The sequence below is a fragment of the Thalassospira sp. CH_XMU1458 genome (assembly GCF_037027205.1).
In the GTDB taxonomy this organism is placed as follows: Bacteria; Pseudomonadota; Alphaproteobacteria; order Rhodospirillales; family Thalassospiraceae; genus Thalassospira; species Thalassospira tepidiphila.
Window position 1 is genome coordinate 523,867 of record NZ_JAYMDW010000001.1, and the last position, 23,432, is coordinate 547,298.

19 protein-coding genes and 1 riboswitch are annotated in these 23,432 nt (G+C 55.7%); of the genes, 11 read left to right on the forward strand and 8 right to left on the reverse strand.

Annotation, left to right across the window (positions count from 1 at the left end; all coding sequences use genetic code 11):
- Nucleotides 1–106: 106 nt before the first annotated feature.
- Both WBY09_RS02480 and WBY09_RS02485 read left to right on the forward strand, forming a co-directional pair.
- The gene (locus WBY09_RS02480; protein ID WP_197146233.1) at nucleotides 107–739 is read left to right on the forward strand and encodes a LysE family translocator; all 633 of its coding nucleotides are present in this window, start codon (nucleotides 107–109) and stop codon (nucleotides 737–739) included.
- 75 nt (nucleotides 740–814) lie between these two features.
- Nucleotides 815–2,071: a CynX/NimT family MFS transporter gene (locus WBY09_RS02485; protein WP_336231894.1), complete on the forward strand. Its 1,257-nt coding sequence runs from the start codon at nucleotides 815–817 to the stop codon at nucleotides 2,069–2,071.
- A 32-nt stretch (nucleotides 2,072–2,103) separates the two neighbouring features.
- On the opposite strand, the gene gcvA is transcribed toward WBY09_RS02485, so the two are convergent.
- Complete coding sequence (gene gcvA / locus WBY09_RS02490) at nucleotides 2,104–3,036, reverse strand: transcriptional regulator GcvA (RefSeq protein ID WP_120223983.1); 933 nt, start codon at nucleotides 3,034–3,036, stop codon at nucleotides 2,104–2,106.
- 279 nt (nucleotides 3,037–3,315) lie between these two features.
- On the opposite strand from gcvA, the gene WBY09_RS02495 reads away from it, so the two are divergent.
- Genes WBY09_RS02495 through amaB form a run of 3 tightly spaced genes read left to right on the forward strand, consistent with a single transcriptional unit; the run spans nucleotide 3,316 to nucleotide 7,411 of the window.
- A complete protein-coding gene (locus WBY09_RS02495) occupies nucleotides 3,316–4,503 on the forward strand; it encodes an NAD(P)/FAD-dependent oxidoreductase (RefSeq protein ID WP_197146231.1) in 1,188 nt (395 codons plus the stop codon).
- Between the two features lie 31 nt (nucleotides 4,504–4,534).
- Nucleotides 4,535–5,851, forward strand: coding sequence for an aspartate aminotransferase family protein (locus WBY09_RS02500; RefSeq protein WP_336231895.1), 1,317 nt, complete (start codon nucleotides 4,535–4,537; stop codon nucleotides 5,849–5,851).
- Between the two features lie 60 nt (nucleotides 5,852–5,911).
- Nucleotides 5,912–7,411, forward strand: coding sequence for an L-piperidine-6-carboxylate dehydrogenase (gene amaB / locus WBY09_RS02505; RefSeq protein ID WP_197146229.1), 1,500 nt, complete (start codon nucleotides 5,912–5,914; stop codon nucleotides 7,409–7,411).
- Between the two features lie 133 nt (nucleotides 7,412–7,544).
- Here the strand turns inward: amaB and WBY09_RS02510 are convergent, their stop codons facing one another.
- From WBY09_RS02510 to WBY09_RS02530, 5 genes are all read right to left on the reverse strand, one after another.
- A complete protein-coding gene (locus WBY09_RS02510; RefSeq protein ID WP_008888603.1) occupies nucleotides 7,545–8,150 on the reverse strand; it encodes a superoxide dismutase in 606 nt (201 codons plus the stop codon).
- A gap of 296 nt (nucleotides 8,151–8,446) precedes the next feature.
- The gene (locus tag WBY09_RS02515; protein WP_064780124.1) at nucleotides 8,447–8,752 is read right to left on the reverse strand and encodes a hypothetical protein; all 306 of its coding nucleotides are present in this window, start codon (nucleotides 8,750–8,752) and stop codon (nucleotides 8,447–8,449) included.
- Nucleotides 8,753–8,931: 179 nt separating this feature from the next.
- The gene (gene thiE, locus WBY09_RS02520; RefSeq protein WP_197146228.1) at nucleotides 8,932–9,579 is read right to left on the reverse strand and encodes a thiamine phosphate synthase; all 648 of its coding nucleotides are present in this window, start codon (nucleotides 9,577–9,579) and stop codon (nucleotides 8,932–8,934) included.
- Nucleotides 9,576–10,385 carry a hydroxyethylthiazole kinase gene (gene thiM, locus WBY09_RS02525; protein ID WP_197146227.1) on the reverse strand — a complete coding sequence of 270 codons (810 nt, stop codon included), beginning with the start codon at nucleotides 10,383–10,385 and terminating at the stop codon, nucleotides 9,576–9,578. Before thiM ends, thiE begins: the two co-directional genes overlap by 4 nt.
- Before the next feature lie 70 nt (nucleotides 10,386–10,455).
- A riboswitch (TPP riboswitch) is annotated at nucleotides 10,456–10,562 on the reverse strand.
- Nucleotides 10,563–10,678: 116 nt separating this feature from the next.
- Entirely contained in the window at nucleotides 10,679–13,042 is a 2,364-nt protein-coding gene (locus WBY09_RS02530; RefSeq protein WP_197146226.1) for a Tex family protein, read from the reverse strand.
- A gap of 223 nt (nucleotides 13,043–13,265) precedes the next feature.
- On the opposite strand from WBY09_RS02530, the gene WBY09_RS02535 reads away from it, so the two are divergent.
- Nucleotides 13,266–14,027 (forward strand): class I SAM-dependent methyltransferase, encoded by a 762-nt coding sequence (locus tag WBY09_RS02535; RefSeq protein WP_197146225.1) that lies wholly within the window; start codon nucleotides 13,266–13,268, stop codon nucleotides 14,025–14,027.
- Nucleotides 14,028–14,033: 6 nt separating this feature from the next.
- Nucleotides 14,034–14,297 carry a DUF1674 domain-containing protein gene (locus WBY09_RS19890; protein WP_197146224.1) on the forward strand — a complete coding sequence of 88 codons (264 nt, stop codon included), beginning with the start codon at nucleotides 14,034–14,036 and terminating at the stop codon, nucleotides 14,295–14,297.
- Between the two features lie 85 nt (nucleotides 14,298–14,382).
- Here the strand turns inward: WBY09_RS19890 and rpe are convergent, their stop codons facing one another.
- Both rpe and WBY09_RS02550 read right to left on the reverse strand, forming a co-directional pair.
- Nucleotides 14,383–15,048 carry a ribulose-phosphate 3-epimerase gene (rpe, locus tag WBY09_RS02545; protein ID WP_197146223.1) on the reverse strand — a complete coding sequence of 222 codons (666 nt, stop codon included), beginning with the start codon at nucleotides 15,046–15,048 and terminating at the stop codon, nucleotides 14,383–14,385.
- A gap of 132 nt (nucleotides 15,049–15,180) precedes the next feature.
- Entirely contained in the window at nucleotides 15,181–16,527 is a 1,347-nt protein-coding gene (locus WBY09_RS02550) for an RsmB/NOP family class I SAM-dependent RNA methyltransferase (RefSeq protein ID WP_197146222.1), read from the reverse strand.
- Between the two features lie 221 nt (nucleotides 16,528–16,748).
- Here WBY09_RS02550 and WBY09_RS02555 point away from each other — a divergent pair, with 221 nt between their 5' ends.
- The 4 genes from WBY09_RS02555 to purH all read left to right on the forward strand — a co-directional run bounded on the left by WBY09_RS02555 (nucleotide 16,749) and on the right by purH (nucleotide 23,370).
- Nucleotides 16,749–17,762, forward strand: a complete 1,014-nt coding sequence (locus WBY09_RS02555; protein WP_064780116.1) for an MraY family glycosyltransferase — start codon at nucleotides 16,749–16,751, stop codon at nucleotides 17,760–17,762.
- A 124-nt stretch (nucleotides 17,763–17,886) separates the two neighbouring features.
- The gene (locus tag WBY09_RS02560; protein WP_064780115.1) at nucleotides 17,887–19,836 is read left to right on the forward strand and encodes a polysaccharide biosynthesis protein; all 1,950 of its coding nucleotides are present in this window, start codon (nucleotides 17,887–17,889) and stop codon (nucleotides 19,834–19,836) included.
- 199 nt (nucleotides 19,837–20,035) lie between these two features.
- Nucleotides 20,036–21,448 (forward strand): 2-oxoadipate dioxygenase/decarboxylase HglS, encoded by a 1,413-nt coding sequence (gene hglS, locus WBY09_RS02565; protein WP_286792718.1) that lies wholly within the window; start codon nucleotides 20,036–20,038, stop codon nucleotides 21,446–21,448.
- A gap of 344 nt (nucleotides 21,449–21,792) precedes the next feature.
- Complete coding sequence (gene purH / locus WBY09_RS02570) at nucleotides 21,793–23,370, forward strand: bifunctional phosphoribosylaminoimidazolecarboxamide formyltransferase/IMP cyclohydrolase (RefSeq protein WP_286792719.1); 1,578 nt, start codon at nucleotides 21,793–21,795, stop codon at nucleotides 23,368–23,370.
- The last annotated feature ends 62 nt before the right edge of the window (nucleotides 23,371–23,432 follow it).

Here is a 23,432-nt window from a genome sequence, read left to right on the forward strand (position 1 = left end):
ATGCGCATCATAGCGACAGTTCATTTCCGTTGAAACGGTTCTGGCAAGCAGATAGCTTTCGATAAAACCAAGCGGGAATAAACCTGCGTCACCCAAAGGAAACGTTATGAGCTTCGCCGCCTGGTTGTCGGTTGCAACCATCTGTGTACTTGGCGCAATGACACCGGGTCCAAGTCTGGCCGTTGTATTGCGCTATTCCGTTGGTCATTCCCGCCAGGCCGGATTTGCCTGCGCCTTGGCGCATGCACTGGGTATCGGCTTTTATGCTGTGATCACCATGACCGGACTTGGCATTCTGTTTCAGACGGTACCGGTCTTTCACAATGCGGTCAGTATCCTGGGTGCGCTTTATCTGATCTGGCTTGCAATCAAGGCGTGGCGTGGTTCCAAGGCGGGTGCGAAGTTTGATGTCGATAGTGCAGGCAAGGTATCAGGATCGATCCTGCAGGCCGCCCGCGACGGGTTCATGATTGCGTTTCTCAATCCCAAGATCGCCCTGTTTTTCCTGGCCCTTTTCAGCCAGTTTGTTTCGCCCGAGTTTGAATGGGGCGGCAAGTTCCTTCTGGCGTTCACCGCCGCTGTAATCGACGGGGCGTGGTATTGCCTTGTCGCCGTTGGATTGTCGCACGGGGCGGTGTTGCCATGGTTGCGCGATCACGCTGCCTGGATTGAGCGGATCATTGCCATCCTGTTTGTGCTGGTTGCGCTCCGGGTATTGTGGGGTGTTGTTGCGGTCTGAAAGCCCGATTTTTGAATTTATGCTCACCTAAATTTCTGTCCGCGCCACCATCGCGACACAACATGGATCATCCAGATGACTGACAAGACGGCCCCACACACCAATCCTTCCGAGAAGACAACGCCGGGAAAGAATGCGGCATCTAATGCCGGGCGTGGCTTCCATCATTTGGGGGCGCATATCGGATTTTTGCTGGCGATCTTGCTTTTGGCGGCGAACATGCGCGGCAGCATTGTCGGTTTGGGGCCGTTGGCGGAAATCATTGGTACAGATCTGTCGCTTTCAGGGACCCAGCTTGGTTTGTTGACAACGCTGCCAGTGCTGAGCTTTGGCGTGCTTTCAATGTTTGCACCGCGTCTGGGGCAGAAATTCGGTCTCGAAGCGACCCTTCTGACGATGTTGCTGTTCATCGCCATCGGGCAGGGGCTTCGCGCCAGCGGGGCCTATGACATCATGGTGGTCGGGACCATCATTTTGGGGGCGGCAATTGCGGTTCTGAATGTTTTGACCCCATCACTGGTACGGCGCAGTTTTCCGACCCATGTGGCATTGGTGACTGCCCTTTACACCTTTACCATGTCCAGTGGCGCGACGACTGCGGCATTTGTTTCGATCCCGATCCGAAATGCGGCGGACGGCGATTGGCGCTGGTCGCTTGGTGTTTGGGCGGTGTTTGCCGCGATTGCCTTTGTCTGCTGGCTGCCGATGTTGCGTTATCGCCATGTCGGAGCGGCGCCGACACCGGTTGCGCACATTTCGCTTTGGAAAAACGTCGAAGCCTGGTGGCTGGCGCTGTTCTTTGGTTGTCAGTCGCTGATGTTCTATACCGGCACGGCCTGGGTCGCCAAAGTGTTCATTGATCACGGCATTTCCGAGGCCGAAGCCGCGACCCTTCTGACTCTGTTTAACGTATTTGGCATTCCGGCCGCCTTTGGTGCGCCGCTGATTTATTCGAGGATTGCCAACAAGAAACTGGCGATGCTGGTGCTGCATATTCCGTTGATCATCGCCATTCCGGGCTTCGTCTTTGCCACCACCGAATTGCCGTATGTCTGGGCAGTATGCATGGGGCTTGGACAAGGCAGCATGATCAGTATTGCCCTGACCCTTGTCGGCATGCGCGTAGCAGATCCGCAAACGTCGGCACGACTGTCGGGCATGGCGCAATCGGTGGGCTATCTGTTTGCGGCCATTGGGCCAGTTTTGTTCGGGGCCTTGCATGACCTTCTGGGCGACTGGCAAGTGGCACTCTACTTCCTGTTTGTTGTTGTGGCGGTGCAACTTTGTGCAGCGATGCGTGCAGGATCGTCCGCAAAGATTGGCGCGGACTAGGTCGCCAACCGTTTAACTAAATTCGGTAAGGGTCAGGCAGCGGTGCCCGACGGGATGGCACGGTCATCCTGTTCGGTGCGACAGGTCGCAATCAGCCAGTCGCGAAATGCGCGGACTGCAAAGTTGTTTTCCTTTTCCTTGGGATAAACCACGTAATAGGCGTGCTGGTTGGGGATCGATACATCAAAGGGTGCGACCAGACGCCCGTTTTCAAGCTCTTCACGTACCAGAAATTCCGGCAGAAGTGCCAGCCCAAGGCCTGCGACAGCGGCCTGAATGACCATGTGGAAATGCTCAAACCGGGGACCAGCCAGTTCATCGACCACGGCAACGCCGGTGGCCGCCAGCCAGTCCTGCCAGGCACGCGGGCGGGTGGAATGCTGCAACAAAGTACAGTTGCGCACGCGTTCGCGGGCAATCGGCAGATCGTCATTTTCCTTAAGCAGCTTGGGCGCACAGACTGCAATCAAGGTTTCCCCCATCAAACGGTGCGTCACGCAGCCCGGCAGGTTGTCTTCACCAAAGTGAATGGCAATATCAATACCTTCGCGGTCGAAATTAAATTCCCGCGTCTGGGTAATGAGATTGAGCTGAATGTCCGGCCAGGTTGCCTTGAAATCACCAAGGCGCGGCACAAGCCAGCGCGCGCCAAAAGTTGGTAGCGTCCCGACATTAAGCATCCCGCCCGCATCGGAATAAGCCATGACCTGAAGTGTGGCGGCCTCTGCCCGATCCAGAAGGTCACGGACCTGTGCGGCATAGGCTTCACCGGCCGCGGTCAGTTTCAGGCGTTTCTTCACGCGGCGAAAAAGATCTCGTCCGAGATATTCCTCAAGCGCACGGATCTGACGGCTGATTGCGCTTTGCGTGACATTCAGTTCCTCTGCCGCGCGGGTGAAAGACAGATGACGGGCCGAACTTTCAAAGAATTGCAGGGCAGTAAGGGATGGCAGGACGCGACGCATGGCAAAACCAGTTCATAACAAAACGGAATGATATGGTGCGAATATATCGTTTGTTTGCTTTGCAGCCAAGGCGTACGGTTTTAAACGGTTCAAAGTCCCCTCGCGCCACCCCAAGAAGCGTTTGGGCTGAAAGCCAACCGTGCTGGAATGCTGTTACTTTGGAATGTTTTGGAAGGAAGGCTCCCCCTTCATTCGGGTAACGGTTTCCAGCGCACCACCGCAAAATGCCGGTTCATCAATGGCCGGAAAGTAACAATTTGCATCGGGTAGAAGGCAAGAATGGGTTCTGTTGACGAAAATTATGATGTGATCATCGTCGGTGGTGCGGTTATCGGCAGTTCCATCGCATGGCATTTGACGGGCCGTGATGATTTCAAGGGCCGGGTTCTGGTGATCGAGAAAGACTCGACCTACGAGTTCTGCTCGACCGCACTTTCGGCGGCGTCGATCCGCCAGCAATTCTCGACCCCGATCAATATTGAAATGTCGGCCTATGGCATTCAGTTCCTGCGTAATCTGAACCGCGACCTTGATCCCGACGTCGACATTGCCCTGCATGAAAAGGGCTATCTCATTCTGGCCACCGATCAGGGGCGCGATATCCTGCGTCAGAACCATGCGACGCAAACCGAATTTGGCGGCGACATCATCTGGATGGAGCCCGATGACTTGGCCCAGAAATACCCATGGATGAATACATCCGATCTGGCGGCTGGTTGCTGGGGACGCACGGGCGAAGGCTGGTTTGATGCCTATTGCCTGATGCAGTCGTTTCGCAAACAGGCCCGCCGTCGTGGTGCCGATTACATTGACGGCGAAGTGGTCGAGGTCCTGCGTAATGGTGATCAGGTCACCGGTGTGGTTCTAAAGGACGGTCGTCGGTTCGGCTGTGGCCAGCTTGTCAATGCGGCGGGCACCGGCGGATCAAAGGTCGCCCGGATGGCCGGCCTTGAAATTCCGGTCGAGCCACGCAAACGCTGCATCTTTGTATTCAACTGCCGGGACGCGGAAGACATCAGCGCATCCTGCCCGATGCTGATTGATCCAAGCGGCCTTTATGTCCGTCCGGAAGGCGAGTTCTTTATTACCGGTATCGCACCGCCCAAGGATCGCGACCCGGAATGCTGGGATTTCGACGTCGATCATAGCCTGTTTGACGACATCATCTGGCCGGGCCTGTATGAGCGGTGTGAACGGTTTGAGGCGATCAAGGTCGTCAATGCCTGGGCGGGTCATTATTCCTATAACCTGCTCGATCAGAACGCGATTTTGGGCCGTCACACGGATGTTAAAAACTTCATCTTTGCCAACGGGTTCTCGGGCCATGGCCTGCAACAAAGCCCGGCGGTCGGTCGTGGCATTGCCGAACTGATCGCGACAAACGGCTATGAAACCCTTGATCTGTCGGTGTTTGGCTATGAGCGCATTCGCGATAATGCGCCGGTGCTTGAACTGAACGTCATTTAAATCATCAATAAAAAGGTCGGAGCAGCCCCACATGCCCCGTGACGAAAACACCAAACCAGCCCAGGACAGCACGCAGATGCGTGAGCGCGCAATTGCGTCGGTATCGGCCGGGGTGCGCAATGTGCATCCGGTCTATCTTGATCGCGCACTCAATGCCGAGGCATGGGACGTCGAAGGCAAACGCTATATCGATTTCATTGGCGGGATCGGTGTTTTGAATGTCGGGCATCGCAACCCGGTGGTGATGGAACGCGTCGCCGCCCAGTGCGAACGATTTACCCACAGCTGTTATAATGCGTTGCCCCACGAGCCCTATGTCGCGGTAACGGAGTGGCTGGCAGCAAATTGCCCGATTGAAGGTCCGGCGAAATCAATGCTGACCAATTCCGGGGCCGAGGCGATGGAAAACGCGCTGAAGCTTGCGCGCGCCTTTACCGGCCGCACCGGGGTGATCGCCTTTGACGGTGGTTTCCATGGCAGGACGCTTGCAACCCTTGCGCTGACGGGCAAAACCAAACCCTATAAAACCGGGCTCGGCCCATTGCCGGGGCCTGTATGGCATCTGCCATATCCTTGCCCCGAAACCGGTGTACCGGTTGATGATGCGATGGCCGCCATCGCCAAGCTGTTTGCTGTTTCCGCCGATCCGGCGTCGGTCGGGGCGGTGGTGATTGAACCTGTTCAGGGCGAAGGCGGTTTTCGTGCCGCGGATGGGGAATTTCTTGTCGCCCTGCGTCGCCTGTGTGATGAAAACGGCTTGGTTCTGATTGCCGATGAAATCCAGTCGGGCTTTGCCCGGACCGGTAAGATGTTTGCCATTGAGCATGCCGGTATTGCGCCCGATATCCTTGTTATGGGCAAAGGCATTGGCGGGGGCTTTCCGTTGGCCGCAATCACCGGTGCCGAGGATGTCATGAATGCGCTGGCGCCGGGCGGGCTTGGCGGCACCTATTCCGGCAATCCTGTAGCCTGTGCCGCGGCAACCGGCGTATTTGAGGTGCTCGAGGCCGACAAGCTGACCGCCCGTGCCAAACAGCTTGGTGAAAAATACGCCACCCATATCGCATGGCTGCGCGATCTGCCCGGCGGGCATGTGATCGGCAACATGCGCGGGATCGGGGCAATGCGTGCCTTTGAATTGATTGCAGATGACGGCAAGCCGTCACCCAAACGTCTGCAATGCTTGTTGCAACTGGCCCGTGATGACGGGCTATTGTTAATGCCAAGTGGTGAGCACGCCAATGTGGTGCGCCTGCTGGCACCTTTGACCATTCCGTTTGATCAGGTTGATGAGGCCTTTGCCATCATCGCCAAACAGCTGCCCAAGGTGGCGGATATCAGGGATTGAACAGAGATCGAATTTGCCGGTGATCCGCGCCGGAAAGTTTAAAACGAAGGGAGTTTTACTGTGAGCTACAAATCCATTCTGACCGAACTTGGTCTGTCCGAAGCAGAGATTGCCAATGGCACCCTCAGTGTCCAGACCCCGGTTGACGGTTCGGAATTCGCAAGTGTCACCGAAACCACCCCGGCCGAGATGACCGATGTTATCGGCAACGCCAAAAAGGCATTTGGCGCATGGCGTCAGGTTCCCGGTCCGCGTCGTGGCGAACTGGTCCGTCTTCTGGGTGAAGAACTGCGCGCAGCCAAGGAACCGCTGGGCCGTCTGGTGTCGCTTGAATGCGGCAAGATCTATCAGGAAGGTCTTGGCGAAGTTCAGGAAATGATCGACATCTGCGACTTCGCAGTCGGTCTGTCGCGCCAGCTTTACGGTCTGACCATCGCGTCCGAACGTCCAGGCCACAAGATGATGGAAAACTGGCATCCGCTGGGTGTTGTTGGCCTGATCACCGCCTTTAACTTCCCGGTTGCGCCGTGGGCATGGAACACAGCGCTTGCACTGGCTTGCGGCAATGCCGTGATCTGGAAACCGTCGGAAAAAACGCCGGTCACTGCCCTTGCCTGCCAGAAGATCCTCGAAAAGGCGATTGCCAAATTCGGTGATGCACCGGCCAACCTGCATCAGGTCGTTGTGGGTGATCGCGCCATCGGTGAAATCATGACCGACAGCCGTGACGTCGCGCTGATTTCAGCCACCGGTTCTACCCGCATGGGCCGCGAAGTTGCCCCGCGTGTTGCGCAGCGCTTTGGCCGCACCATTCTTGAGCTTGGCGGCAACAACGCCATGATCGTCACCCCGTCGGCCGATCTGGACATGACCGTGCGTGCGGTTGTGTTCTCCGCTGTTGGCACCTGTGGTCAGCGTTGCACGTCGCTTCGTCGCCTGATCGTTCACAAGGACGTCAAGGATCAGCTGCTGCCGAAAATCATTGCGGCTTACAAGTCTGTGAAAATTGGCGATCCGCTGGCCGATGGTGTTCTGGTTGGTCCGCTGATCGACGAAGAAGCCTTTACCAACATGCAGGCCGCCCTTGCCAATGCCAAGAAAGACGGCGGCACTGTGCATGGCGGAGAACGTACCCTGGAACCGGAATACCCGAATGCGTTCTATGTTACCCCGTCAGTGGTTGAAATGCCGGGCCAGACCGAGACCGTGAAGCACGAGACCTTCGCACCGATCCTGTACGTCATGACCTACGAGACCCTTGAAGAAGCCATCGCGCTTCAGAATGACGTCCCGCAGGGTCTGTCATCGTGCATCTTCTCGACCGATCTGCGCGAAACCGAACTGTTCCTGTCCTCGGTTGGGTCCGATTGCGGTATTGCCAACGTCAATATCGGTCCGTCCGGTGCGGAAATCGGTGGTGCCTTCGGTGGTGAAAAAGAAACCGGTGGCGGTCGAGAATCCGGTTCGGATGCATGGAAAGGCTACATGCGCCGCGCAACCAACACCATCAACTATTCCCGCGAGCTGCCGCTCGCTCAGGGCATCAAATTCGACATCTGATCACGCGTCTGATCGGTTTCGATCCAAACCCCGCCGGCTCGCTGGCGGGGTTTTTCTTTGTTTGTGTTGCGCGCACAAAAAAGCGGCCCCCGAAGGAGCCGCTTTTGTAATTAAGTCTCAAAGCGTCGGCTGATTAGCCAGCTTTGGAGAAACGCTCTGCAACATATTCCCAGTTAACCAGGCTGTCGAGGAAGGCTTTGACATAGTCCGGACGCGCGTTGCGGTAATCGATGTAGTAGGAGTGTTCCCAAACATCACAACCGAGCAGCGGGGTCTGACCGTGAACAAGCGGGTTTTCCGCGTTCGGGGTCTTGGTGACAACCAGTTTACCGGACTTGTCCATCGCAAGCCAGCACCAGCCAGAACCGAACTGGGTTACGCCAGCCTGAATGAAGGCTTCTTTGAAGGCATCGACAGAGCCGAAATCTTCAACGATTTTCTTTTCGAGTTCACCCGGGATGGCGCCGCCGCCATTGCCCTTCATCATCTGCCAGAACTCAATGTGGTTCCAGTGCTGAGCAGCGTTGTTGAACAGGCCTGCTTTGGAAGCGTCGCCGTAAGATGCAACAACAACTTCTTCAAGCGACTTGCCTTCAAGGCCCGAACCTTCGAGCAGCTTGTTGCCGTTCACAACATAGGCGTTGTGATGTTTGTCATGGTGAAACTCAAGGGTTTCAGCGGACATGACCGGCGCAAGCGCGTCATATGCATACGGAAGTGCTGGGAGTTCAAATGCCATGATACAGTTCCTCGACTTTCATTATTAATCTGTGCGGTAACGCAACATATCCCTTTTTGCGCCGTCGATAAAAGTGAAAATCCCGTGCAACATCTTGGAAACCTTTGTTGCCGGGCCGACTGGCGCATCCGGGTCGTTACCCGTGCTACTTTATCTAGCACGCACGAGCGTTTATGCAACGCATCGCCACATTACCTTTGAATGGTTCGATATATGATGAACATTCAGGCCATCAAAACGTTCCCGGATTTTCCGGAAAAATTTGAACGGTTTGGGTCGTGGGGCAGGCGGGATGCCTACTCTTTGTAGAGTCCTACCATCTTCTGGCTTTCGTCGCCATTTGTCAGTGTGACATCGTAGTCCCCGCGTTTAAGCGACGAGATGTCAATCTTGCACGGGAACCGGACGCAATCACGCCTGATGGCGATGGTGCCATCCGGGTGGCGCAGCGTCACTTCACCGCGAACCATTTCGGAATGGATAGTAACGCTGTCGGTGGTCGGTTTGGGTGCGACCTTGATTGCAGCCAGCCCGGCTGTCGTGATCGTCATAAGCCCAATCAGGGCAATGGCAACCGGCTTACTACGCAGAGATCTCAGCATGGCTTCCTCGCGCGGTTGTTCTTGGTTGATGTCTGATAACTTGCGCTACGAAGCCGAAAAATTAACGGCGCAAATGGGGCATTTCCGTGCCGGTCATTGTTGTTTGGGCGCAACAGCCATGCGTTTTGCGCCCTATAACAGCCCTGATCATTGCAGATCGGAACCGCGAAAGCCCAAGGTTACTGCGACAGATAAGCCCGCGCTGATTTGAGTTTTTGGGCGATATATGCGGTGGCCTGTTTTGGATCGGGCTGACCACAAATCGCCGAGACAACGGCAATACCGTTCGCACCGCTTTCAAGTGCCGGCAAGGCGTGTTCACCCTTAAGCCCGCCAATCGCAACCGATGGCAATCCGACCATCCGCACCAGCTTTTCAAGCCCGTCAAATCCGATTGCCGGTTTATGGTCGGGCTTGGTCGCGGTGGCAAATATCGGGCCGATGCCGACATAATCGACAATCGTGCGGTCCACCTTTTGCGCGACATCTTCGCTTTCAATCGACAGGCCGATGATCTTGTCCGGGCCAAGGCGGTCGCGGGCAATCTGCGAAGGCAGATCATCCTGACCGACATGCAGGCCATGTGCGCCAATGGCAATGGCGGCATCAATGTCGTCATTCACGATCAGTGGCACGTTTGTGCCTTCCATCGCCTTCATCAATTCCCGACCAACGCGAATGAGGCCCTCGGTCCCGGCCTTTTTATCGCGCAGCTGAATGAGGGTGGCACCGCCTGCAATCGCGGCCATCGTGGTTTCCACCATCGAATGGTCGCGACACAGATCGGGATCAAGCACGAGATAAAGCGACAGATCAAACGACTTCATAGAACATTGATCCGAAGGTTCTTGGCATAAGTCGTGGCATCAAGGCGATGCAGGCCATCGATAAAGGCTGTCATGAAGGATGCCGGGCCGTTTGCCGTATTGGCGGCGATTTCGCCCGCCACGGCAAAATTGCCAAGGGCGGCAACGGTGGCTTCAAACGCCTGATCCGGTGCAACCGCAAGATAGCCGCCAACAAGCGCCGTCAGCGAACAGCCTGTGGCGGTGACTTTCGGCATCAGGTCCGATCCACCGGCAATGCGCACGGATCGTTTGCCATCGGTGACAAAATCAACCTCGCCTGTAACGGCAACAATGGCACCTTGTGCGATGGCAAGGCCGCGTGCGGCCTCTTCGGCCTGTTCGACCGGATCGCCGCTATCAACACCCTGACCGGCACTTTGACCGCCACCAAGCGCAATGATTTCCGATGCGTTGCCGCGAATGACGGTGGGTTTGAATTTCAAAAGCGCTGCCACGGCATCGCGGCGATACCCGGTGGCAAAATGCGCCACTGGATCAAGCACCCAAGGTTTGCCCGCAGCATTGGCCGACTTGGCCGCGGCAATCATGCCTTCGACCCAGTTGGGCGAAAGGGTGCCGATATTGACCGTCAGCGCACCGGCAATCGCGGCAAATTCACCGGATTCTTCTGGTGTGTGAACCATCGCTGGTGAGGCGCCAGCGGCCAGTAAAACATTGGCGGCATAGTTCATCGCAACATAGTTGGTGATGCACTGGACCAACGGATTGGTCGCACGCATGCGTTCAAAAAGATCAGTCGCGGTCCGGGAAATTTCGGTCGTCATGTCGAGGCTCCAATGCAGAAACTTTGCGTATGGAGACCCAGTTCGAAGTCGGAATGATGGAGAACGTCGTAATCCGCGTTCGCACCGTCCCTACGCCAGTATGAACTGGATCAGGTTCAAAGGGTCACTGCGCGGCAGTTTCTCAGCCCCCTTGTCGGGGCTCCCCTTGGTGAGTGCTCAACATGGGTTTTAAACTGTCTTCTGTCAATTCATCCGATCGGCATGATTGGGCAAAAGAAAAACGGCGGAATGGTATATGCCATCCCGCCGTTTCGAAGCCTTTTTGCGATAGGTTACTTGCGACGTTCCATCGCGGCCTTGAGTGCGGCAGCCATCGCACCGCCATCGCCGCCAGCGTTACCACCGGCATTGCCACGACCTTGGCCGCCCTGATGGCGCGGGCCTGATGAATGCTGCGGACGGTTGCCGCGCGGTGCATCGCCGTGATTTTCGGCACGCTTTTCACGCGTGGCTTCGTAATCCGGTGCGGATTTCATCGAAAGGCCGATACGTTTGCGCGGTGCGTCGACTTCCATCACGGTAACGGAAACGATTTGACCGGCCTTGACCACCTGACGGGGATCTTCGACGAACTTGTCAGCAAGCTGGGAAATATGAACCAGGCCATCCTGATGCACGCCGATATCAACGAACGCCCCAAAGTTGGTGACGTTGGTGACCGTGCCTTCAAGCTTCATGCCGGTGCGCAGATCCTTGATCTCATTCACACCTTCGGTGAATTTGGCGGTCTTGAATTCCGGGCGCGGGTCACGGCCGGGCTTATCGAGCTCGGCGATGATGTCGCGGATGGTCGGGACACCAAATGTGTCATCGGCGAAATCTTCGGGGCGGAGTGTCTTGATAAAGGCCGAATCGCCGATCAGTTCTGCCAACGGCTTGGCGGCCTTGGCGCTGATTTTTTCGACCAGCGGATAGGCTTCCGGGTGCACGGCCGATGCATCAAGAGGATTGTTGGCACCGCGAATACGCAAGAAGCCCGCGCATTGCTCGAACGCCTTTGGTCCAAGACGCTCGACCTTTTTAAGATCCGCACGGGACTGGAACGCCCCGTTGGAGTCGCGATACCCAACGATATTGCGCGCCAGCGTCTCGGTCAGGCCTGCCACACGGGTCAAAAGCGGGATGGAGGCGGTGTTAAGGTCAACCCCAACACCGTTCACGCAATCCTCAACCACGGCATCAAGCGACCGGGCCAGTTTGGTTTCCGATACATCATGCTGGTACTGTCCGACACCGATGGATTTCGGTTCGATCTTCACCAGTTCTGCCAGCGGGTCTTGCAGGCGGCGCGCAATTGATGCCGCCCCACGGAGCGACACATCAAGATCGGGGAATTCTTCGGCTGCGAACTGCGATGCGGAATAAACAGACGCACCGGCTTCGTTGACGATCACCTTGGTCGCCTTAAGCGCCGGGAAGCGTTTAAGCATCTGACCGGCAAGTTCGTCGGTTTCACGTGAAAACGTCCCGTTGCCAATCGCGATCAGTTCGATCTGATGGCGGGCCGCAAGCGCGGCCATGGTGTTGATCGCGCCTTCGACGTCATTGCGCGGCTGGAAGGGATAAACCGTTGCGGTATCGACCAGCTTTCCGGTGGCATCAACCACCGCGACCTTGACCCCGGTACGTACACCCGGATCAAGACCCATGGTCGCTTTTTGCCCCGCAGGGGCCGCCAGCAACAGGTCTTTCAGGTTGTCGGCAAAGACCTTGATCGCACCTTCCTCGGCGGAGTCACGAAGGGTGCCAAACAGATCAAGCTCAATCGACAAAGACAGTTTGACGCGCCAGGTCCAGCGCACGGTATCCATCAGCCATTTATCCGCTGCCCGTCCCTTGTCGGCAATACCGACATGGGCGGCAATCATCACCTCGGCCCGACCCGGCTGGCTGCGCGGACGGTCTTCGTCTTCTTTGCCAAGGGTCAGTTTAAGCTGAAGGATATCCTCGTTGCGACCCCGGAAAAGGGCCAGCGCACGGTGTGAGGGGCAGGTTTTGATTTTTTCGGAATGCTCGAAATAGTCCGAGAACTTGGCACCTTCTGCCTGTTTGCCCTCGATCACCGATGCGGTGATTTCACCTTCATTCCACAAGTGGTCACGCAGCTTGGCGACAAGGTCGGCATCTTCGGCAAAGCGTTCCATCAGGATCTGGCGCGCACCATCAAGGGCAGCCTTGGTGTCCTCAACGCCTTTTTCGGCATCAACGAATTTGGCGGCTTCGGTTTCCGGATCAAGCGTCGGGTCGTTAAACAGGCTATCGGCCAGCGGCTCCAACCCAGCTTCGCGGGCAATCTGGGCCTTGGTGCGGCGCTTTTTCTTGTAAGGCAGGTAAAGATCTTCAAGGCGAGTCTTGGTGTCTGCCTCGTTGATTGCGGCCTCAAGTTCCGGCGTCAGCTTTTCCTGTTCGCGGATGCTCTCAAGCACGGATGCGCGGCGTTCTTCAAGCTCGGTCAGATAGCGCAGGCGTTCTTCCAGCGTACGAAGTTGGGTGTCATCAAGCCCGCCGGTTTTTTCTTTACGGTAACGGGCGATGAACGGAACGGTGGAGCCTTCATTAAGCATCTCGATGGTGGCAATGACCTGTTCCGGACGGACCGAAAGTTCTTCGGCGATACGCTGGGGAATTGGACGCATGGTTTCTCCTTGTTTTGCTCGTACGCTTGGAATAGCGGCTTTGGGCGCGCCGGGAAAGAGTCTGTTTTTCCCAAATTTTTGTCCGCATCCACTGTTTGATTCCAAAGGCCTGAAGTCATGTGGGTTTGCGCATGTCGTACTGATCAGCTTGAAGCTTGCCGATTTTGCATCGGGGCGCTATTCCTGTGCTTTGCACTAACGCCAAAAATAAGGTGAACAGTTAATGTCGGGCACCGAGAACTACAAAAACGTATATGACGATGATTTCTTCGCCTATACATCAGGGATCTCATGGAAATCAGCACAAAAGGTTGTTCCGGTTTTCAGAGAACTTCTGCCGTTTTGTAAAAGTGTTGCCGATTTTGGCTGTGCTGAGGGCGTTTGGCTGAAATGCTGGTTACTAAATGGTGTTGAAGATGTTGTCGGTGTTGATGGTGATTACGTCAATACTGAGGCTCTTCACATTTCCAAAGAGGCGTTTTTTGCACGCAATCTGGATGAAGCAGTTGATCTTGGGCGCCGTTTCGATGTGGCGTGCAGTCTGGAGGTTGCTGAGCATCTCAGCCCTGAGAGCTCTCGCCAATTCGTGCAATCCCTGACCCGCCACTCCGATGTTGTGATTTTCTCGGCCGCTCCCCCTGGGCAGGGAGGGGAATTTCATATGAACGAGCGGGAGTATGACGAGTGGCGCTCGTTCTTCCGTGACGAAGGCTATGAAGCATATGATTGTATCCGCCCGAAATTGAAGGGCTTTCACGATGTTTCATTTTGGTATCGCTACAACATCGTTCTATATGTGAAGCAGACAGTTGCTAACAAATTGCCGGAAGCCATCAAGGCAACCAAGGTCGATGCGAATGCTAAAATTCCGGATATTGCACCTCCGATCTTCAAGCTCCGGAAGTCTATCGTGAAATTGCTTCCGTATGGTGTGCAGAACAGACTGGCTGCACTAAACTCCAAACTCAGAAGCATTGCAGGATAAGGAAAGATGGCTGGAAAATTCCGCGAAACCGTCATCCACGAAGTTCCCAAGGAAAAGGCAGAGCCGCAGCCCGAAACAAATACGGCATCTGACGAGATTGCGGGGGCAGAAGCCGCTCCACAACTTTCTCAGGACGCGATCAATGCGCTTGCCGAAGCCAAGGCCGCCAACGAAGCTGCCGCCAAGGCCCGCGAGATTGGTGGTCCCAAGGGCCCTGAGCCGACCCGTTTTGGCGATTGGGAAAACAAGGGCCGCTGCATCGATTTCTGATCTGAGCGCGCTTAAAGCAGATACGAAAAAGGCCGGAGCATTGTGCCCCGGCCTTTTTTGTTTTTGCGATCAGCAAGGCAGCGCGTTACGCGCTGCGGATGGCCTTGATGTTGTTGGCATATTCAGACGGGCCACCCTTGAAGGTGGCGGAACCAGCCACCAGGACGTTCGCACCGGCTTTGATTACCTGTGGGGCGATTTCCGGGTTTACGCCACCATCGACTTCAAGGTCGATATCACGGCCGGTGGCATCAATCATCTTGCGGATGCGTTTGATTTTCTCAAGCTGGCTCGGGATGAATTTCTGGCCACCAAAGCCCGGGTTCACGGTCATGACCAGAACCAGATCAACCATGTCCATGACATACTCAATGACACTTTCCGGGGTCGACGGGTTGAGCGAGACACCGGCTTTCTTGCCCAGTGACTTGATCAACTGAAGCGAGCGATGCAGGTGCGGGCCGGCCTCGGCGTGGATGGTGATGATGTCAGAACCGGCATTGGCAAATGCCTCGATATAAGGATCGACCGGCGCGATCATCAGATGCACGTCAAAGACCTTGTCGCTGTGCGGGCGCAGAGCCTTGACCACGTCCGGGCCAATTGTGATGTTCGGTACATAGTGGCCATCCATCACATCGATATGGATATAGTCAGCACCGGCTTCGTCAACAGCGCGGACGTCAACGCCAAGCTGGGCGAAATCAGCCGAAAGGATCGAAGGTGCGATTTTAATATTTGACGTGGTCATGCGTCACAGGTCCTGAAGCGATATGGGATACGGGAAATTCGGGCTTCTCATACCCCAGATTACCCCACATGTCACCCGAATGGGACTCATGGCAGCTCTGTGTGCGCCAAACCCGAGTCTTCTGTCCGGAAATCAGGATTTTTTGACAAGTCGCGCACAGAAAAAGCCATCCATGCCGCCAAAATCGGCCATGTGAATGGGCAGAATGCGCAATTCACCCGCATCGTTGATTGCCTCATCCCAGCCACCCAGTTCGTCGGCGGTGATGGCTTTGCGTTCATAGTTCGGATGATCCGCCAGGAACGATTTGACCTGATATTCACCTTCTTCGGGTTGCAGCGAACAGGTGCAATAGATCAGCTCGCCACCGACATTCAAAAGCTTGTCCGCCTGATTAAGCAGCTTGGTCTGAATCGGCAGAAGCGATTGCATCAGCTTGTCATTCTGACGCAGCAGAATGTCCGGATGGCGGCGAATGGTGCCTGTGGCTGAACAGGGTGCGTCCAAAAGAACCGCATCGGCGCGCGGCGTATCAGGCGCAAGATCGGTGGCATCGCCGGTTACGACAGCCGCACCAAGCGATACACGCTCTAGGTTTTCAAACACGCGTTTCAGGCGACCTTCGGATTTATCGACCGCAATTGCACTCGCACCAAGGGATGCAAGCTGCATGGTCTTGCCACCCGGTGCCGCGCACAGGTCATAGATGGTTTTGTCCTTGTAAGCCGAAAACAGCGTTGCCGGAATGGCTGCTGCTGCGTCCTGCACCCACCAGTCGCCATCCTTGTAACCCGGAAGATCACGGATACGGCGACCCGGTTCAAGTCGCACCGATCCGGTCGGCAGGACAATGCCATCCATCTTTTCGGCCCACTCGGCGGTCTGGCTGCGATCCTTGATCGACAGATCCAGCATCGCGTGGCCAAGGCTTGCTTCGGCAATGCCTTGGGCGATCTCGGCGCCATAGGCCTTTTTCCAGGATCCGCGCAGCCATGCCGGGATGTTGAGCTGCCAGTCCTCAACGCCTTCCGGCCATTCAAAGCCATCACGCTGCAAGCCACGCAGAATGGCATTGATCAGTTTGGTGTATTTATGCAAACCCGCATCACGCGCCAGATTGACCGTACTGTCGACCGCACCGTAGTCAGGCGTATCCATAAAGAACAGCTGCGCTACACCAAGCCGCAGGATGTTGGTCAAGCGTGCTGCGACCCGGTCCTGTGGTGGTTGATAACGCGGGGCAAGTACGGCATCAATTTCGCCCAGATGGCGCAGCGTGGTGCCAAGCAATTGACGCAGGAAATTGCGATCAAGCGACGGCAGGCCATAGCCATGCTTTGACAGAAGTTCGTCCAACGTCACTTCACCGCCGCGCAATTCCTGCAGGGTTTTAAGCGCAAGCATACGCGGATCGGGTGCCTCAACCGCCTGTTTGCGGGGGGCATTGCGCTGGGATGGACGGGAACGACGTTCTGCCAAAGGGATATCTCCGGTTTTAGTTTATGTGCTGTAGTTAAGCGCAGCATGGCAAACTGTAAAGCATCAACCATGGTTTTGCGTGGCATGGCTGCTCTGTGCGGCTGTGTCGGGAATGGTGGCAGGATGGTGCGGGGCAGGGTGAAAAGCCTTGCGATAGGGAATGGGTCCGGCTAATCCAGACGGATCAATCTGATGGGGACAGGGACAAGGGCGATCCAACGATGACTTTTGCCGGACTTGCGACCTTTGCAAGCATCTTTCTGATCGGCTCGATGTTGCTGACGTGGGTGGTTCTGAACTATCTGCGGCGCAAGGCGATCCTTGATATGCCAAATCACCGTTCCAGTCACGCTGTACCGACCCCGCGTGGCGGCGGGCTTGCGGTGACGCCGCTTTTGATTGTGCTGGTTGCGGTCGTTTTTGCCTTTACCGGTGTTTCGGCTATTGGTGAATGGCTGATGCTGGGGGCCTGTGCCGGGCTCGCGTTGCTCAGTTGGCTTGATGATCGTCATGACCTCTCCGCGGCCAAGCGTTTTGCTGTGCAATTTATTGCGGTGATCATTGGCATATTGGCCCTTGATAAGCCGGTTCTGGGTGGACTGGTGCCGATCTGGCTGGATCACGTGTTGGTGGTGTTGGCTTGGGTGTGGTTCATTAATCTGTTCAATTTCATGGACGGGATTGACGGGATTACCGGGGTCGAGGCCGGGTCAATCGGCCTTGGGATTTTTGTGCTCGCGCTTTTTGTGCCGTTGCCGCAATTCATCGGGCTTGGCTATATCGGGCTTGGCATTCTTGCGATCATGATCGGGTTCCTGATCTGGAACTGGCATCCGGCGAAGCTGTTTCTCGGAGATGTCGGATCAATCCCGCTTGGCTTTATTCTGGGATGGCTGTTGTTAAAGGTCGCCTCCGAAGGGGCATGGGCCATCGCACTGATCTTGCCATCCTATTATCTGTTTGATGCAACATTTACCCTGATCAAACGCGCCTTGCGGCGCGAGAAAATCTGGCAAGCGCATCGCGAACATTTCTATCAGAAAGCCACCCAGCGTGGGTTTTCGCATGCCCGGGTGTCGATCATGATCCTTGCCAGCAACCTTATTCTGATTGCTGTTTGCTTTGCCCAAAGTGATACGCCGGACTGGATGCGGGTGATTGCAGCACTGATCGTTGTGTTGGGGCTTGTCGGTATGATGGTGAGAATGCCGGTTCGCGAAACACCCGGCACCTGATCGATCAGACTATTACGTGCATTGCTTGACTTGATGTGAGCAGAGCGCGAAAAGAAACCCTTATCCGTCTGTCGCCAAGCGGGTATATCCTTATAAAAACAGAAATCTGCCGGTAAGGGACCGCATGCTGCGATTATTTCAGCGAAGCCATATTGCCTTTGTCCATGACATCATCATGGCGGCACTTTCCTTCCCGTTGGCGCTCTATCTTCGGGTGGGGGACGGTGTGGTCTACTATGCGACGCAAAATATTCTGTTTTCGTCTGGCATTTTCACGCTGATCGCAGCCGTGTCCTTCTGGTATTTCGGTCTGTATCGTGGCATTTGGCGCTATGCATCGCTCAACGATGTGATCCGTATTGCCAAGGCCGTATCGGTTGCTGTCGCGGTTCTTTTTATTGTTCTGTTTCTGACCACACGTCTGGACTGGATGCCACGTTCGGCGCCAATCATTCAGTGGTTCCTTCTGATGGCCTTGCTTGGCGGGGCACGCCTGACCTATCGGATTACCAAGGACAAATCGACCGCACGCGCACTGGTGCGTCAGGGAACAGCACGTGTTTCGGTCTTGTTGATCGGCGCGGGCGATGAGGCAGAAGCCTTCATCCGTGAAACCGAACGATCTGCTAATACTCCGTTCAAGGTCATTGGTATCGTCTCGCTGACTCAGGGCCGGGTTGGTCGCAACATGCATGGTGTTGACGTTCTGGCGACTGTCGATCAGCTTGAAGATGTCATTCAGAAATTACAAAAGGGCAGGCATGGCTTGCCGCGCCGATTGGTGCTGAGTGGTGATGCACTGCGTCATGAAGACAATGCCAAGTGGGTCGAGATTGCTGATCGCTATGGCATGACCCTGGCCCGTTTGCCCAAGCTGGGCGATCTGCGTGAAGGCTTGGCCGATCCGCTGCAAATCCGCCCGGTGGCGATTGAAGATTTGCTCGGTCGCCCGCAGGCGCGACTGGATCGCGATCGTGTGCGAGAAATGATTGCTGGTAAGCGGGTATTGGTGACTGGTGCCGGCGGATCAATTGGTTCGGAACTGGTGCGTCAGATCGCATCTTATGGCCCGGACAGCCTGACCTTATTGGATGCCGGGGAATTCCAGCTTTACGCCATCGATATGGAAATGGCGGAAAAATATCCGGATTTGCCGCGTGAGAGCATCCTAGGGGATGTCCGCGATCAAACCCGCATCGGTCAGGTTTTTGATCTCTACAAGCCCGAAATAGTGTTCCATGCGGCGGCTTACAAGCATGTGCCGCTGGTCGAACACAACCCCAATGAAGGCATTCTGACCAACACGCTGGGCACGCGTAATGTGGCTGAGGCCTGTCGTGCCGCCGGTGTGGGCACAATGGTTCTGATTTCAACCGACAAGGCGGTGAACCCCGCCAATGTCATGGGCGCATCAAAGCGGCTGGCGGAATGTTATTGTCAGGCGCTGGAGACCCTGCCGCTTGATCAGCGCGGGTCGACCCGGTTTGTCACCGTGCGCTTTGGCAACGTTCTGGGTTCTACCGGGTCTGTGGTGCCCCTGTTCAAGCGCCAGCTTGAGGCGGGTGGGCCGCTGACTGTCACGCATGAAGGCATCACCCGATACTTCATGACCATTGCCGAGGCGGTGGAACTTGTTTTGCAATCAGCTGAACTTGGGCGCCACGGGGTGACCGAGGGCGGGAAGATCTTCGTCCTTGATATGGGCCGCCCGGTCAAAATCATCGATCTGGCGCGACAGATGATCCTGCTGTCTGGCTTACAGCCGGACAAGGACGTGGAAATCAAGGTCACCGGTTTGCGCCCGGGTGAGAAGCTTTATGAAGAGCTTTTCCACGATTCCGAACCGCCTGTCCAGACCGAGACCGATGGGGTGCTTTTGGCTGCCCCGCGTGTGGTGGATTATGGCCTGATCAAGCAGGTCTTTGATGCTTTGGAAGACAGTGCCACCAACCGCAACACTTCCAAAACGCTGGAGCTGATCAGCCAATTGGTGCCGGAATTCCAGCCGCCCGAGATCGGTGTGAAGTCGATCTTTGCAGGTAGCAACGGCAGTGAAACCGAGGCAGCCTCTTAAAAGCTGCTTCTCACTGCATTTCCAATTGTTGTTTCAATGATCTGCACGTTCATTCTTTGATGGAATGAATTCGTGCCAAATTGTCGTTTGTCATGCCCGAAACCGGATCATATTTTGCCATCCTGATGATGAATGGGAATGATTTTGCCGAGTAAGGCCATTCCACAGGTTCAATGTGATTCCGTCTTTTGGAGGCCCCATGTCGACAGACGCCTTTGTCCATCCCGATGAAATCCGTTCGATGTTTTCAAGCGCGATGTCCGACATGTATCGCAGTGAAGTGCCACAATACGGCACCCTGATGGAGCTGGTTTACGAGATCAATCAGAACAAACTGGAAGCCAATCCCAAACTTGCCGACAGCCTTGAATATAATGGCGAGCTTGAGCGTATCGACCTTGAACGCCACGGCGCGATCCGGCTCGGCAAACCAGAAGAGCTTTTTAATATGCGCCGCCTGTTTGCGGTCATGGGCATGCATCCGGTGGGCTATTATGATCTGTCTGTTGCCGGTGTGCCGGTACATTCAACGGCCTTCCGCCCGATAGACGAGGAAGCGCTTAAACGCAATCCGTTCCGTGTCTTTACCTCGCTCCTGCGTCTTGAATTGATCGAGGACGAGGATTTGCGTCATCAAGCCGAAAGCATCCTTGCCAAGCGCAACATCTTTACCGCGGATGCCACTAAGCTGATTTATCTGGCAGAGAAAAACGGCGGCCTGACCCGTATACAGGCCGAACAGTTCGTTGCCGAGGCACTGGAAACTTTCCGTTGGCATAGCGATGCGACCGTCACGCTTGAAACCTACCAGAAGCTTCATGACGCCCATCGCCTGATTGCCGATGTGGTCTGCTTCAAGGGGCCGCATATCAATCACCTGACGCCGCGCACCCTGGATATCGATGCGGTGCAGCAAGACATGCCCAAACGCGGCATCACGCCAAAGGCAATTGTCGAAGGCCCGCCCGCACGGTCTTGCCCGATCCTGCTGCGCCAGACCAGCTTCAAGGCGCTTGAAGAACGGGTGAACTTTATCGGTGGTCGTCGTGATGAAACGGTTGGCACCCATACCGCCCGCTTTGGCGAAATCGAGCAGCGCGGGATTGCCCTGACCGCCGAGGGTCGCAAGCTTTATGACACGCTCTTGGCCGCGACCCGTCATGCGGTGCAGATCAATGCCGGTGGATCCAACGCACGTGATTACGAAACAGAACTGGCAGAGCGTTTCCGCGCTTTCCCGGATGATTATGAGACCTTGCGCGTCGAAAAGCTGGCCTTCTTCCGCTATAGCCCGACCAAGGCTGGTCTGAATGCGGCCAAGAAAGGCGATCTTGATCCGGTAACTGCGATCAATGAACTGGTCGATCAGGGCTATCTGCGCGCCGATCCGATCATCTACGAGGACTTCCTGCCGGTCAGTGCTGCAGGGATTTTCCAATCGAATCTTGGTAGTGACGAGCAGAAAAACTATTCCGAACAATCCAACCAGGATGTGTTCGAGCAATGCCTTGGTGCGCCGGTTCGTGACGAACTTGCGCTTTATGCCGGGCTTGAGCACGCCTCACTTGCTGATGCGCTCAAAACACTGGGCGTGCGTAAAAACGTTGCCTGATCCGACACTTGGTAAAATCGGAACGGGGCGGCAGCGATGCCGTCCCGTTTTTTGCTGGACGACAAGGTTTGCTGGCCTGATTGTTAAAAGCCGCCATGCAAGAATTCGGGGTCCACATTTTGCGTCGCACATGCTAAAGCTCCGCGCGAAACATGGTTCGGACTCATTGATCATGTGTCGGCCCGGATTGGATAAACCTTTTTCCGATCCCTTATAAAGGCCGGTTTGCCCGCACACTTTCATTTCGCATGCACGAGCAGCCATGCGCATTCCTGATTTTGTGGGCCGATATATCATCAATGGGTCCGCAACCTTCATCACATTGATGCATGAAAGCGAACCCAATGACTGCTCGTATTGCGCGCGCGCTTATTTCCGTTTCCGACAAGACCGGTCTGGTCGAATTTGCCAAATCCCTCCACGCACAGGGCGTTGAAATCCTGTCAACCGGTGGCTCTGCCAAGGCGATCGAAGCTGCTAGCGTGCCGGTCAAGGAAGTTGCCGATCACACCGGTTTTCCCGAAATCATGGACGGTCGTGTCAAGACTCTTCATCCGAAGATTCACGGTGGCCTTCTGGGCCGCCGTTCTCTTTCCAGCCATATGCAGGCCATGGAAGATAACGACATTTCCCCGATTGATCTGGTTTGTGTGAACCTGTATCCGTTTGAGGAAACCGTTGCAAAGGGTGCCGATTTCGACACCTGCATCGAAAATATCGATATCGGTGGCCCAAGCATGATCCGCTCTGCGGCCAAGAACCACGAGTCCGTGACTGTGGTTGTTGATCCGTCTGATTATGACCGCGTCGTTGCCGAGATGAAGGGCAATCAAGGTGCCACCACTGCTGAAACCCGCCGCGTTCTCGCCGCCAAGGCGTTCGCCCGCACCGGTGCTTATGACTCGGCAATTTCCAGCTGGTTTGCTGGTGAACTTGGTGAAACCTTCCCGCAGCGCCTGAATGTTTCTGCCGAACTGAAACAGACGCTGCGTTACGGTGAAAACCCGCATCAGCAGGCTGCGTTCTATACCAACGGCAAAAACCGCCCGGGTGTGGCCACCGCGACCCAGCTGCAGGGCAAGGAACTGTCGTTTAACAACCTGAACGACACCGACGCCGCGTTCGAACTGGTATCCGAGTTCGATGAAAAGCCGGCTGTTGCGATCATCAAGCATGCCAACCCGTGCGGCGTTGCCGAGGGTGATAGCCTGATTGATGCCTATCACAAGGCACTGTCCTGTGATCCGGTATCGGCCTTTGGTGGCATCATCGCTGTCAACCGTACGCTTGATAAACAGACGGCCGAAGAAATCGCCAAACTGTTTGCCGAAGTCGTGATTTGCCCGGATGCAGATGACGCGGCCAAGGAAGTTCTGGCAGCGAAGAAAAACCTGCGTCTTCTGGTCACCGGTGGCATGGCCGATCCGGAAGGTGAAGACATGACCCTGCGTTCGCTGGCAGGCGGTTACCTGCTTCAGAACCGCGATGCTGGTCGTGTGAAACGCGAAGAGCTTAAGGTCGTGACCAAGCGCAAGCCGTCCGAGGCAGAGCTTGATGACCTTCTGTTTGCCTTCCGCGTTGGCAAGCACGTCAAATCAAACGCCATTGTCTATGTCAAAGACGGCAAGACCGTCGGTATCGGTGCTGGTCAGATGAGCCGTGTCGACAGCTCGCGCATTGCCGCGTGGAAAGCCGAAGAAGCTGGAAAGAATGCTGGAGAGAGCGATCTGCGCACCCAGGGCTCAGTCGTGTCGTCTGATGCGTTCTTCCCGTTTGCCGACGGCCTTCTGGCAGCCGTCAAGGCGGGTGCGACCGCTGTGATCCAGCCAGGTGGTTCTATGCGTGACGAAGAAGTCATCGCCGCAGCCGATGAAAATGACATTGCCATGGTCTTTACCGGCATGCGTCATTTCCGCCACTAGGCGTTTCGGACTTTAAAAGCAAAACCCCGCAGGGATGCCCTGCGGGGTTTTGTGTTGATAGC

What these genes read in the sequence shown, in the direction of transcription:
- WBY09_RS02480 (WP_197146233.1), top strand. Translation starts at nt 107, where the DNA reads ATGAGCTTCGCCGCCTGGTTGTCGGTTGCAACCATCTGTGTACTTGGC.
- WBY09_RS02485 (WP_336231894.1), top strand. Translation starts at nt 815, where the DNA reads ATGACTGACAAGACGGCCCCACACACCAATCCTTCCGAGAAGACAACG.
- gcvA (WP_120223983.1), bottom strand. Translation starts at nt 3,036, where the DNA reads ATGCGTCGCGTCCTGCCATCCCTTACTGCCCTGCAATTCTTTGAAAGT.
- WBY09_RS02495 (WP_197146231.1), top strand. Translation starts at nt 3,316, where the DNA reads ATGGGTTCTGTTGACGAAAATTATGATGTGATCATCGTCGGTGGTGCG.
- WBY09_RS02500 (WP_336231895.1), top strand. Translation starts at nt 4,535, where the DNA reads ATGCCCCGTGACGAAAACACCAAACCAGCCCAGGACAGCACGCAGATG.
- WBY09_RS02510 (WP_008888603.1), bottom strand. Translation starts at nt 8,150, where the DNA reads ATGGCATTTGAACTCCCAGCACTTCCGTATGCATATGACGCGCTTGCG.
- WBY09_RS02515 (WP_064780124.1), bottom strand. Translation starts at nt 8,752, where the DNA reads ATGCTGAGATCTCTGCGTAGTAAGCCGGTTGCCATTGCCCTGATTGGG.
- thiE (WP_197146228.1), bottom strand. Translation starts at nt 9,579, where the DNA reads ATGAAGTCGTTTGATCTGTCGCTTTATCTCGTGCTTGATCCCGATCTG.
- thiM (WP_197146227.1), bottom strand. Translation starts at nt 10,385, where the DNA reads ATGACGACCGAAATTTCCCGGACCGCGACTGATCTTTTTGAACGCATG.
- WBY09_RS02530 (WP_197146226.1), bottom strand. Translation starts at nt 13,042, where the DNA reads ATGCGTCCAATTCCCCAGCGTATCGCCGAAGAACTTTCGGTCCGTCCG.
- WBY09_RS02535 (WP_197146225.1), top strand. Translation starts at nt 13,266, where the DNA reads ATGTCGGGCACCGAGAACTACAAAAACGTATATGACGATGATTTCTTC.
- WBY09_RS19890 (WP_197146224.1), top strand. Translation starts at nt 14,034, where the DNA reads ATGGCTGGAAAATTCCGCGAAACCGTCATCCACGAAGTTCCCAAGGAA.
- rpe (WP_197146223.1), bottom strand. Translation starts at nt 15,048, where the DNA reads ATGACCACGTCAAATATTAAAATCGCACCTTCGATCCTTTCGGCTGAT.
- WBY09_RS02555 (WP_064780116.1), top strand. Translation starts at nt 16,749, where the DNA reads ATGACTTTTGCCGGACTTGCGACCTTTGCAAGCATCTTTCTGATCGGC.
- WBY09_RS02560 (WP_064780115.1), top strand. Translation starts at nt 17,887, where the DNA reads ATGCTGCGATTATTTCAGCGAAGCCATATTGCCTTTGTCCATGACATC.
- hglS (WP_286792718.1), top strand. Translation starts at nt 20,036, where the DNA reads ATGTCGACAGACGCCTTTGTCCATCCCGATGAAATCCGTTCGATGTTT.
- purH (WP_286792719.1), top strand. Translation starts at nt 21,793, where the DNA reads ATGACTGCTCGTATTGCGCGCGCGCTTATTTCCGTTTCCGACAAGACC.